The organism is Thermogemmatispora onikobensis (assembly GCF_001748285.1).
In the GTDB taxonomy this organism is placed as follows: domain Bacteria; phylum Chloroflexota; class Ktedonobacteria; order Ktedonobacterales; family Ktedonobacteraceae; genus Thermogemmatispora; species Thermogemmatispora onikobensis.
Genome location: NZ_BDGT01000024.1, coordinates 76,080 through 86,814 on the forward strand (window position 1 = coordinate 76,080; position 10,735 = coordinate 86,814).

At 60.2% G+C, this 10,735-nt stretch carries 10 protein-coding genes; 5 read left to right on the plus strand and 5 right to left on the minus strand.

The genetic code is table 11. From position 1 onward, the window contains the following. Window positions 1-266 precede the first annotated feature (266 nt). The 3 genes from BGC09_RS12075 to BGC09_RS12085 all read right to left on the minus strand — a co-directional run bounded on the left by BGC09_RS12075 (window position 267) and on the right by BGC09_RS12085 (window position 4,803). Window positions 267-1,850 carry an ArnT family glycosyltransferase gene (locus tag BGC09_RS12075; RefSeq protein WP_084658558.1) on the minus strand — a complete coding sequence of 528 codons (1,584 nt, stop codon included), beginning with the start codon at window positions 1,848-1,850 and terminating at the stop codon, window positions 267-269. A 255-nt stretch (window positions 1,851-2,105) separates the two neighbouring features. Then, entirely contained in the window at window positions 2,106-4,004 is a 1,899-nt protein-coding gene (locus tag BGC09_RS12080; protein WP_069804236.1) for an AAA family ATPase, read from the minus strand. Between the two features lie 136 nt (window positions 4,005-4,140). Then, window positions 4,141-4,803 carry a hypothetical protein gene (locus BGC09_RS12085; protein WP_069804237.1) on the minus strand — a complete coding sequence of 221 codons (663 nt, stop codon included), beginning with the start codon at window positions 4,801-4,803 and terminating at the stop codon, window positions 4,141-4,143. Between the two features lie 369 nt (window positions 4,804-5,172). On the opposite strand from BGC09_RS12085, the gene BGC09_RS12090 reads away from it, so the two are divergent. The 5 genes from BGC09_RS12090 to BGC09_RS12110 all read left to right on the plus strand — a co-directional run bounded on the left by BGC09_RS12090 (window position 5,173) and on the right by BGC09_RS12110 (window position 9,021). Beyond that, window positions 5,173-5,826, plus strand: coding sequence for a glucosaminidase domain-containing protein (locus BGC09_RS12090; protein ID WP_141727759.1), 654 nt, complete (start codon window positions 5,173-5,175; stop codon window positions 5,824-5,826). A 191-nt stretch (window positions 5,827-6,017) separates the two neighbouring features. After that, window positions 6,018-7,406 (plus strand): hypothetical protein, encoded by a 1,389-nt coding sequence (locus BGC09_RS12095; protein ID WP_069804239.1) that lies wholly within the window; start codon window positions 6,018-6,020, stop codon window positions 7,404-7,406. A 29-nt stretch (window positions 7,407-7,435) separates the two neighbouring features. Continuing rightward, entirely contained in the window at window positions 7,436-8,083 is a 648-nt protein-coding gene (gene rsmD, locus BGC09_RS12100; RefSeq protein WP_069804240.1) for a 16S rRNA (guanine(966)-N(2))-methyltransferase RsmD, read from the plus strand. Beyond that, window positions 8,058-8,444 carry a VOC family protein gene (locus BGC09_RS12105; protein ID WP_069804241.1) on the plus strand — a complete coding sequence of 129 codons (387 nt, stop codon included), beginning with the start codon at window positions 8,058-8,060 and terminating at the stop codon, window positions 8,442-8,444. Before rsmD ends, BGC09_RS12105 begins: the two co-directional genes overlap by 26 nt. Before the next feature lie 82 nt (window positions 8,445-8,526). Continuing rightward, complete coding sequence (locus BGC09_RS12110; protein ID WP_069804242.1) at window positions 8,527-9,021, plus strand: helix-turn-helix domain-containing protein; 495 nt, start codon at window positions 8,527-8,529, stop codon at window positions 9,019-9,021. A gap of 96 nt (window positions 9,022-9,117) precedes the next feature. Here BGC09_RS12110 and BGC09_RS12115 read toward each other — a convergent pair whose 3' ends face one another. After that, window positions 9,118-10,080: an HAD family hydrolase gene (locus BGC09_RS12115; RefSeq protein WP_069804243.1), complete on the minus strand. Its 963-nt coding sequence runs from the start codon at window positions 10,078-10,080 to the stop codon at window positions 9,118-9,120. 110 nt (window positions 10,081-10,190) lie between these two features. Then, window positions 10,191-10,706 (minus strand): AAA family ATPase, encoded by a 516-nt coding sequence (locus BGC09_RS12120; RefSeq protein WP_084658564.1) that lies wholly within the window; start codon window positions 10,704-10,706, stop codon window positions 10,191-10,193. Window positions 10,707-10,735 lie beyond the last annotated feature (29 nt).

Consider the following 10,735-nt stretch of genomic DNA (forward strand, 5'->3'; position numbering starts at 1 on the left):
TATTGAAGCTGTGGAGAGGAGAGGCCAGCAGAGGCCAGCATCACCGGGATGAGGTGATCATGGCTCTAGCGCGGCTCTGCTTGCCGGCGCGCCTGTAAGAATGCAAGAACCAGTGATCCAATCAAGACACCCAAGAGGATCATTTCCATCGTGCTAAAAGTACGACGTCCCGCCATGAGACGACTCCTTTCTCCGTGGCTCTACTCGCCTGCGCTAAGAAGGATTGCACCCTATCTTTTGCCGAAGGCAAGCGTGCTGAGGCTCCGTTAGCGCACCCATAGCTCTTGGGGGTAGCCTATGCTATCCTTGCCATAGACACGCACCAGATGAAAATGTTGTGCCACCCAATTATGATACTCCTCGATCTCGGGTAAACGAAAGCGCGAGCTGAAGAAGAGCACAGCCCGCACCTGGGGCTGCTGGCTGGCAGTGATCAGGTCCTGGAGAGTCAGGTAGCCAGTGTGAATGCGCACCGAGGAGGGGTCCACGAGCCAGGGCGGGGTATCCCGTCCAGCGAGCGCCACCGCCAGCGGCTCATCGCTGATCACCATCTCGCCTGGTTGGGTGAAATGCTCTAGATCCCTGGCCACGAGCTGGAGCGGCTCCATTGGCATCACAGGGTGAGGTGGCTGGAGAAAATAGAGCACGTCCTGGCTGAGAGCACCGGCACAGGTGAGCACCAGGACGATCACCATGATCGAGCTGGCCAGCGAGAAGCGACGCTGGCTCTGCTGATCGCTGCTGTCTCGGAGCCGGCGACTGAGCGCGGCAAGATCGGGAGACCCTAAAGCGCTCAGTCCCACAAGCGGCGGCACCAGCGCAACCAGATGGTGAACAAAGAGGGGGCGTTGCTCCAGCAGAACAATGAGCGTTCCCCCCAACCAGAGCAGCAACGGTATGACACGCCAATCCCGGCGCAGACCAGCCACAATTGTTCCTGCCAGACCTGCCAGTGTCAGGGGCGTCAGCAGGCCCTGTGCTAACAGTGGCAGGGTGAGCGTACGGAACGTGTAGCGAAAGTCTATGCTTGACTGAGTATGAAAAGAGAAGATACTCTGGAACATCACGGGAAAGGAGCCGATGAACGGTACGAAGAGCAAGAGCGCGACCAGCACGAAGGCCAGCATGCCGGCTACCGGCGCCCAGAAGGTGAGGCTGCGAGCCGGGAGGGCCTCGCCTTGGGGCCGGCGGATCAAGTGCCAGAAGCGAATCAGTGCCAGCGTCCCGGCAGGGAGAAGAGCGGGTACAACCAGGAATTTGGTGAGGATGCTGAGCGCCAGGATCGCCCCGCTCAGGACTGCCAGGATCAGGCCGCGCCACCCTGCAGGCTTTTGCCACCAGTGAAAGGCCAGGCCGACGGCCAGTAGCGACAGCGCGACCGATGGACCATCTGCCTGCAGAACGCGCGATTCGTTGAGAAACGATACACTGGTCAATGTTAAGAGCAAGGCCACAAAGGCTCCTGTATAGCCAGAGAGAGCCTTGCCAAGTAACCAGGCACCGAGCAGACCGCAGAGCGAGAGCAGAGCAATGCCCAGGCGTCCCGCCCACAGAGTCTGACCGGCCAGGGCGTAGACTGGAAAGACTGCTTCCAGAAAGGCCGGTGGCTGCGAATAGAAGATCTGGCTATAGAGAGCAAAGCCGTGGCTCATAGCGCGCAACGACTGCAGGTAGACCCCTTCGTCAAAATCGCGCTCTAGTGGCTGTCCCAACCGATAGAGACGCATACCCAGGCCAAGGGCGAGCAAGAGGCATAGCCCTGCCCAGCACAACCAGCGCCTGGGTGCGTTCTGGGGTCTATGCGTCGTGGACATGGGGGCCCGGCTATCCACGATGACCTCGTTGGTCATAGGCTTGTAACCCTCAAGCAGTTCTGGGTTCTCTCTTCGAGAGACGCATTTCACTATACACTACAATAGCGCAAAGGTCACCATCTTGAGAGAAATGGCCTGGTCTGCTTCGAGGGTGTGCAAAAAGATCACGCGATCAGAGCAACAGCGTGAGCGCCTGGCAACGGGGGGAGAGGAAGAAAAGCACAACAGTAGCAAGCTCTCCTTCCTCTCTCCCTCTCAGCCAGAGCCCTGGAGTCTGTGAGGGGGTTGGGCTTACGATTGCGTGGCCTCGGGAGTGGAAGCTTCATCTGCGGCGTGGCCGTTGCTGGCTGGCAGCCTGGCGGCGAGCGTGGCTACGTGGCCATCGCCATCGGTCTGCTCTTGACTCAGACCAAGCACTGGTGCCAGCTCGGGCAGCAGCTGGACGGTCACGCGGTGGGCGTCGGCCTCATTGATCAGCTCCTCGACCTCCTCGGGGGTCAGCTCTTCGCGCTCAATCAGGGACTCTGCCACAGCGATCACCGCCTCGCGGTGCTCCTGCAGCAGGAGTTTGACGGCCTTGAACTGCGATTGAAGCACAGTTTCGATGCGCTCTTGGAGTGCAGACAGTGACGGCGCTGCAGTGGGTGTAGCGCCTGGCTCTGCAGACTGAGGGACGAGGGAGCCATAGGAGACCAGGGTCCCGTCCATGCCATAGAGGCCGATGTAGGAAGCGGCCAGCGCGGTGGCCTGCTGCAGATCACCAATGGCCCCATTCAGCTGAGTATTCAGAAACAGCTCCTCGGCGGCGCGGGAGGCGAGCATCATCTGGATATGAGCGAGGATCTCCTCCTTGCTCATCGTGACAATCGTCTCCTTGGGTCGAGGAAGGGCAAAGGCGGCCGCATCCTCGAGGCTACTGCGCTGATGAATCGTCACAAAGGGCGGCAGGTAGCGCTCTAGCAGGTAGTAAGAAGCGACCGCATGACCGGCCTCATGGTAGGCCAGGCGCCGTCGTTCCAGGAGCGAGAGGTTGCTCTCCCGGCGATAGCCCAGCTCATGGATATCCTGGGCCTCGATAATATCCTGATAATGCACCTCATCGCGTCCAGAGAAGTAGGCGATGATCACCGCCTCGTTAATGACATGTTTAATCTCCACAGGCGTGTAGCCCGCCATGCGGTAGACCAGGGCACTGATTGAGATGTTGGGATCATGCTTAACCTTCTGCAGATAGTACTCGATGACCTCACCGCGGTACTTATCCGTGGGTGGGGCCACGTGGATACGCCGATCGAAACGTCCCGGGCGCAGCAGGGCTGGATCAAGGCTCTCGGGCAGATTGGTCGCCCCGATGGTCAAGACTGGCTCGCGCTGGACTCGCCCGTGGTAGAGGCCGAGGACGCGCAGAATTTTCCTAAACCAGCCTGTTTCGACCGGCGGCGGGTCCAGCTCCATCAGCAGTTGGTTAAGAGAGCCACCGGTGCTCATAAAGCCGAAGAGGCCGCCCCCCATACCCGGGACTGGTGTGCGGCCCTGGCTCGTGCGCGAAGTTCCCAGCGCATCGATCTCGTCCAGGAAGAGAATGCAGGCCCCGTACTCTCGCGCCAGTTTACGCGCCCGCCGATAGAGTCGCATAATAATCAGGACATCGATGCCCCAGAACATATTGCGGAAGCTGGCGGCGCTGGCGTAACCGAAGGGAACCTGGGCTTCGCTGCTGATACACTGGGCCAGATAGCTTTTACCGGTGCCGGGTGGGCCGGAAAGCAGCAATCCACGGATGGGTTGGCCGCCCATCTCGCGAAACTCTTTAATTCCCTGAAGAATGGCCACGATCCGCCTGGCCTGCTCCAGCACCTCCGGGTTGCCCTTATAGTCCTGAAAGCCAACGCCCGTCTCGCCCGGCATCAGCCAGTAGAGGCGGGGACGTCCTAGGAACCAGAAGAGGGCGATAAATTGGATCAGGATATAGAAGATGGCAAAGGCGATCTGCAGCAGGTAGGCGAAGAGAGCCCCTGGGGAAGGGGCGCTCAACTGGGGGAAGATAGCGCTGAAAAAGTACCAGAGGACAAGCCCCCCGAGCAGGAGCCAGAACCAGTTGTGACGCACGAAGCGGCCAAACTGATCGAGACCCCGGTCGATAGACTTATCCAGCTCGGTCTGCTTCTCAAAGTGTTTCTCGGTCGCCATGGCAGTCCCCTTTTCTTTCACTAACTGGGGTCGGCGAGTGACCTCTGGCTGATAGCTCACATCGCCAACTCTGGCCATCTCGCCTGGGCTCAGGGAGTCGCAGACGCGAGGCCCTGCCGTACCATCGACGCACTACCTAGCTAAGAGCGTTTCGGAAGCTCACGAGGCTGAGAGCGAGCAGCATCCCGCCGTTCTGCGCGATAGTGGTAAAGTGCCAGAGCATGTAGCCACTGGTTCCTCCACCCGGACCGCGGGCCCCAAGGCTCACGCTCACCAGGCTGTCAATAGTCGTGTCTGACTGTTGATAGGCCCCCACGACGTGGATGTCGCGCCAGACCAGATTGGTCTGCTTCTCGCTGTACTGGCTGACCAGCTCGGCTGGATCAGGGGGTTGAGCCATGATCAGCGTCGATTGCAGCATGTGCATCGTGGCCACGTCGCCATCGCGCAGGGCATAGAGCCAGTCTTTGACTTTATCGCCGCCACCATCGCCACCATTGATGTGGAAGTTGAACTGATCCTGGGCAATGCCTAGCGGCCACTCCCCTGTCAGCGCGTAATTGGTCAGTGTGGCGGTAGCCAGAAAGATCACCACGACGACCAGGCTCAGCAACTTGTGGCTGCGAACCTGACTGATCACGTAGTAGATGGCTTTGATCGGCGGGCGCAAGAATGCCTTAATCTTGCGCGCCAGTGGCCTCTCTCCCAGGCGCGGGTGCAGAGGGGTGGCTCTCGACTGCTTTTGCTCGCTCGGCTTCGCTTCTGGTAATCGCGGATATGTCGGTGAAGGATGAAGCATAGGACGTGCTCCTGCAGATAAAGTCGGAGCGGATGGGGTGCCCGCTCCAGTGCTATCCGCTCGCCGTGACGTTCCCCCGGCCTGCTGTCGCTGCTTTTGCTCGTTCTCCGGCTTTTAACGACCCTTGCGCTGTGATGGCCTCCCTCTCTCCCTCCCGGTGAGAGCAGGGCGGTCGCCTTATGTTGACTGTATTGTACGGTCTGCTACTCTGCCTGACAAGTGATTCCTGGGAGCAATTTGGAGCAATGTGCCCACTGCTTTCAAGGTGACGGCCACCTGACAAGCGACTGGCGTTTTGCTCCCGACTCGTGCGATAATAGCCCCCGGCAGCAAGCTGACCGCAATCTTTGTGTTGAAGGCGGATGGAGCATGATGCGCAGTGGGCGCTATCGCCGAAGGCACAGCAGCCGCGGCAGGCGCAAGGGCCAGGAAAGCCGTCGCCCCTCTCGGCGCTACGGCAGAGCGGGGTCACAGTGGCAGAGTCGTTGGCTGGTCTTGACGCTGGCCGCGCTGATCGTGGCCGCCTTGTTGTGGCTCCTCTTTGATCCCGTCGCTCTAGAGGAGGAGGGCCACTATGCGGTTGTGGGCCAGCCCTCGGTATCGGCGGACTTCATTGATCAGGTGCTGGCTGCCTACGACTCACCAGCGGCGGGCAAGGGACAGGCCCTTTATGCCGATGGCCTGGCTTACCATATTGATCCTGTCTATGCCCTGGCCTTCTTTCTGGAGGAGAGTCGCTTTGGTACGACTGGCGTCGCGCGTGTCACCCGTTCGCTGGGCAATATTCGGGCCCTGCCCGGGCAGGCGAGCTATGCCGGCTATCGGCGCTACGCCAGCTGGGAAGCAGGCTTTACCGACTGGTATCGGCTGATCGCCGATGAATACGTCGCCCGAGGATTGATCACGGTTGATCAGATTGTGCCTGTCTACGCCCCGGCTGCTGACGGTAACGATGTGGCCGCCTATGTTCATACGATAAAACTGGCCGTTGATACCTGGCGCACCGGCAAGCTCCTCGTGTAGGAAACCGCGGTTGAGCAGAGCTGGCCACCGTGCAGAACCCTCTCATTTTGGTATAATGGGAGAACAAGAAAGGCCACGCTGCCCGCTGCCAGCACAGTTGGCTGCTCCCTTTGGCTGTTGAGGGAGCAGCCACGAGGGCGAGACTGGTGGTGGCGACTCCCGCGTGCCGGAGAGAGAGGCAGGTGTTGTTTATGGATGAGGCTGGAGCAAAGGAACAGGAGAGAATCTCAGCTGGTGGGGCCTATATCTGGTTCCACTATAAAACCCAGTTTGCAGCTCAGGGGCGCCTCCATGTCATCCAGGTTGAGGTGCCGGTTCCTGTGGACGCCAGCGCTGAGGAGCGTGAGCGTCTCCTCCAGGAAGCGCTGGCGGGCCTCGATCAGTTCAGCGCTCGCCTTGAGCAGCGCCTCGGTCCGACCGCTGCGCCGCGTAAGACGCCTGTGGCTTCCTCCGGCGAGGAAGGAGGGGGGGGGCGCAGTGCACCAGCGCATCCCGCTGGTGAAGAGGGAGGACGCGCTCCATCGGCACGGCCCACGGGCCTGCGCGAGCCACCAGCGGAGATGCGCCCCGCGGCCCCTGCCCGACCAGCTTCAGCTCCTGCTACTTCAACCGAGGGCCAGCTACCGCCCTCCGCCTCGCAGCTGCGGCGCCGCATGGCGCCCGCCCTGCCCTCGACCCCCGGCGTCTTTGGCAATCTCAATAGCGACCTGACCCTTCCTCAGTTTCTGCAGATTTTGCGCGACAATTTCGGTATCGATTCGAAACAGGCTATGAAGCTGCTGGGGGTCAGGAGCCTCAGTAATATCAATCTGCGTGAAGCCCTGGACCAGCTGCGTTATCTCCTCGCCCAGCGAAATGCGACGGCGAATCGGGCGACGAGTCGAGCAGCGAGTGAAAGCGCCTCCAGTTCGGCTGGTTCGCCTTCCGCTTCTCTTTCTCTCTCCGAGCAGGCCTATCCCGCAGTCTTTTCCCAGCGTGAGTGGAGTCAGGGGAGGACCCGTGAAGAGCTGATCATCGGAGACAGGGGTCCGAAAGACGAAGAAGAAGAAGAAGAAGAAGAGCAGGAAGCTGGCCAGGGAATCGAGCCTTCTCTCCCTTCACAGCTACAACAGTCTGAAGGCGACGATGATTATCAAGAAGAGCAAGAATATATCTTTGAAGAAGATGATGGCGAGAATGATCGTGACGACTGGAGCCAGGAGCATGGAGAAGAGGGAGGAGGAGGGAGAGGAGGATATGATCGTGAAGAGGAACGAGGTGGCGGAGAAGGAGAGGAGTTGAATCTGGAGAGCAGGGGGAGCAGACAGCTCTCGCTTCAAGACCGTATTCATGCGCGTACCCTCTTAAATAAGATGCGTGAGGTTCGTGGCAACACACCGGCCAGCCAGGCGCGCCTGACTGTCCTCTGGAACGTCATCGGCGAGCAGATCAGCGAGGACGAGCTGCGCGAGCTGATAGGCCGCATCTGGGGAGTCGCGGCCCTCAAGCAGCTCAGCATTGACCAGGTAGAAGCCTTAATTTCCTGGGCGAAGCAAGACAACTTTGACCGTGACGTTGCTGTCATCCTGGCTCTCAATTGAGCGACCTGGACAGAGGGGAGAAGACAACCATGCGCGTTGTTGCCGGAGAAGCCAAAGGGCGGCGTCTCAAATCTCCGCGCACGCCCGGCACTCGTCCGATTATCGACCGCGTAAAGACGGCGCTCTTTGATATTCTGGCCACACGCATCGAAGGGGCCCGTTTTCTGGACCTCTTTGCCGGGACCGGCGGCGTGGGCATTGAGGCGCTCAGTCGTGGTGCGGCCTTTGCCACCTTTATCGAGATCGACCCCCGTGTCCTCAAAGTGTTGCGTGAGAACCTTCAGCTGACTGGGATGCACGAGCGAGCTGAAACCCTGCGTGCCGATGCCTTCAAGTGGGTCCAGGTCCAGCAAGAGGCCGGGCCTGCCAGCGGCGGCGCTGGAGACCGCCCGTCGTTGCCAGCAGGAGCATATGATATCATCTATGTGGCCCCGCCGCAGTATCGTCACCTGGCCGCTCGGGCCCTGGCCCTTCTAGATCGCTCACCGCTGCTGAGTGAGAACGGCCTTGTCATTGTCCAGATTCATCCACGCGAGCGCGATGAGCTGCTGGCGGTGCCGCTAACACGTCTGATCCTGGAAGACGAGCGGCGTTACGGCAGTACGCTGTTGCTATTCTACGCCGCCAAAGCCAAGAAGGAGTATCCTGGCTATGACCATCAAGCTGGAGAAGCCTGACTATATTGTGGTGTATGTCAGCGATATGGAGCGCTCGACGGCCTTCTATCGCGATGTTCTGGGCCTGCCTCTGCGCTTTAGCTCGCCGGGCTGGACAGAATTTGAGACTGGCTCGGTGCGTCTGGCCCTTCATCGTGCCGGTGGCCAGGGGCAGGCTCAGTTCCATCCAGGGCGCCCGCCGGCGGGCGTTGCTCATCTGGCCTTTGTTGTCCCCGATATCCAGGCCGCCTATGAAGAACTGAAGGCGCGCGGTGCAACCTTCTCGCAGCCACCGGAGAAGCAGGTCACCGGCAATTTAATCGCCGTCCTGCATGATCCTGATGGTCTGGGTATTACCCTGCAGCAGCGTCTGACGGGCTAACTAACTAACGCAGAGTTGAGAAGAGCGAGAGAAGCAGGCAAGAAAGCCTCTGCTTTGCGGCGGAGGCCAAGGAGTTCAAGCTATGATCACCGGTGGACCGGCACGAGGGCGCTTCGCCTTTCTAGATGCTGCCGAAACGGCCCGTCGCCTGGGTATCGATCGGCGCACGCTGGACCAATGGGTCCAACAGGGTCGCATTCGAGCCTATAAGGGGGTAGGACGCGACTACTTTTTCAAGACCGCCGACGTCGAGGCGCTCTACAAGGAGCTGCATCCCGAGCCTGAGCTGGCGCAGGCCATCGCCGCTGATGAACAAGAAAGCGCCGCGGCTGCCGGTGGCGCGCAGCCGCTCCAATTCGTAGCGCGGCGCAAGCAGCAAGACCCGGCCATGCGCGTCTATCTGCGCCTGCAAGCCGACACCAAGTGGTATGATGTTTCTGAAGAAGACATCCGCACCTGGTTTTTGCAGCTGGCGCCGGAAGGCTACGAGCGGAATCGGCGCAATGCCCTGCAGGCCATTCAGAAACTGCAATACCTGGTCAGTCTCATTGAAGAGGCCCAGAAACGCACACCCTGATGAATACGACGGTTAGCGGCCAGGCGGCTCCATTGCGGTTGTGCCTTGCGGGGATGGAGCCGCTGGCCCTGGCCAGAGTTCGAGAAGCTTTCCGAGTTAGTGGGCGGGCAAGAAGGTGAGCAGCTCAGCCACCTCGCGGATAATCAGATCGGCGCCGCGCTCGCGATAAAGAGGCACCTCATCGGGGAAGACGCGCATCACGGCCAGAAAATCAGGCTCGCCGGGCGTCTGAGTGCGGCGATAATTCAGAACCAGATCGAGATCGTCAGCCGTGTCGCCCACATAGAGGCCACCACCAGCCTCCACCGCTGCGATGGCCAGGCGCAGCGCCCGTGGATCTGGCTTCAAACAATCGTCGCCGCTGATCACCACATTCCACCACGGTCCTCCGCTATGAGCGGCCAGGCGCTCCAGAGCGCTATCGACCTCGGGGCCGATGCGGCCAGTAATCAAGCCTAACTTTCGCAGACCGGCGTCGTGCAAACGCATCGGCAGGTCGGGAGGGAGCAGTAGCGTCTCGCGCTGCACAAAGCCGGGCCAATCGGGCAGATAGCGTGGCTCGCGCCCGAAGCGCCGGCGATACTCAGCCGCGCCCCAGTAGTATTCGTGGCACAACTCGCCCACCAGCTCATAGTCCGGCAGAGCGCTCGCCGGAATGACCGAGCGCACCCATTCCAGGCCGCCGTGTCCTTTCAGCATCGCAGCCCGTGCCAGCTCCATCCACTCGCGATTACTGCGCTCCGCCAGAGGAGTTCCGCGCCACTCGCGCAGCTTCGCCGTATAAAGGCCGGCCAGCAGATAGCACATATGCCAGTCGTCATTGAAGCCGCCGGCCTGCTTAAAGAACTTCACATCATCGAGCGTCAGCAGAGGGCGGCCCTCAGCGCGGCCCCAATCCAGACCGTGGAGCGTGCCAACCACATACTCAGCCACAGCAATATCGGTAGCGCGGAACGATTCGCTGGTTTTAATCAGAACGCCATCGACATCGAAGAAGAGCGTATCGCAAGGAAGAGGAAAGCGCAACCCATCGCGCTTCCAGGGAAGGTGAGATTCCATAAGAATAGAAGCAATCCTTTCTTTCAAAGTTGTCTTGCCAGAGAAAAGCAGAACCGAGACGAGAGCGCCTGGCAACTGGCCTGGCCTGGCCGAAGCGAGGCCAGAGCCAGTCAGGGATCGATCTCGACCGTCGCCTCCATATCCTGCTCATCGAGCAGATAGACGCGGTCCCACTGCTCAGCAGGAATCGCCTGCAGCGCCTTTTGCAGAAGACGGATATGGTATTCAATCACCTGGGCACCGACCTGGCGCTCGCGCAGGCGATCGCGCTCAAGGCAGGTAGCCAGCGAGACATTAAAAACCACCAGGCATTTCAGGTAGCCGAAATGAGAAGCCAGCTCCCAGAGCTTACGGCGTGCTTCCGCGTAGAGGGCGGTGCTATCGGCCACCGTGAAGCGCCCGTGAAAGAGACGCTTCCTGATTATATAGTGGAAGAGGTCGAAAGTGTCGCGGTTGACCTGCTGATTGGTCGGGTCATCGCAGATCAGGGCCCGGCAGTAATCGGAGGAGACCACCATCGTAGGTACCCGACTAAAGTAGCGCGCGGCGAAGGTACTCTTGCCGGAGCCGGCAGGCCCGCAGAGGACCATCAGCGTGCGATGGGGAAGCTTCATCGAGACAGGCATGCACCTCGCTCCTTTCCACAGGCATTGCG

What these genes read in the sequence shown, in the direction of transcription:
- BGC09_RS12120 (WP_084658564.1), bottom strand. Translation starts at nt 10,706, where the DNA reads ATGCCTGTCTCGATGAAGCTTCCCCATCGCACGCTGATGGTCCTCTGC.
- BGC09_RS12095 (WP_069804239.1), top strand. Translation starts at nt 6,018, where the DNA reads ATGGATGAGGCTGGAGCAAAGGAACAGGAGAGAATCTCAGCTGGTGGG.
- BGC09_RS12080 (WP_069804236.1), bottom strand. Translation starts at nt 4,004, where the DNA reads ATGGCGACCGAGAAACACTTTGAGAAGCAGACCGAGCTGGATAAGTCT.
- BGC09_RS12090 (WP_141727759.1), top strand. Translation starts at nt 5,173, where the DNA reads ATGATGCGCAGTGGGCGCTATCGCCGAAGGCACAGCAGCCGCGGCAGG.
- BGC09_RS12075 (WP_084658558.1), bottom strand. Translation starts at nt 1,850, where the DNA reads ATGACCAACGAGGTCATCGTGGATAGCCGGGCCCCCATGTCCACGACG.
- BGC09_RS12110 (WP_069804242.1), top strand. Translation starts at nt 8,527, where the DNA reads ATGATCACCGGTGGACCGGCACGAGGGCGCTTCGCCTTTCTAGATGCT.
- rsmD (WP_069804240.1), top strand. Translation starts at nt 7,436, where the DNA reads ATGCGCGTTGTTGCCGGAGAAGCCAAAGGGCGGCGTCTCAAATCTCCG.
- BGC09_RS12085 (WP_069804237.1), bottom strand. Translation starts at nt 4,803, where the DNA reads ATGCTTCATCCTTCACCGACATATCCGCGATTACCAGAAGCGAAGCCG.
- BGC09_RS12105 (WP_069804241.1), top strand. Translation starts at nt 8,058, where the DNA reads ATGACCATCAAGCTGGAGAAGCCTGACTATATTGTGGTGTATGTCAGC.
- BGC09_RS12115 (WP_069804243.1), bottom strand. Translation starts at nt 10,080, where the DNA reads ATGGAATCTCACCTTCCCTGGAAGCGCGATGGGTTGCGCTTTCCTCTT.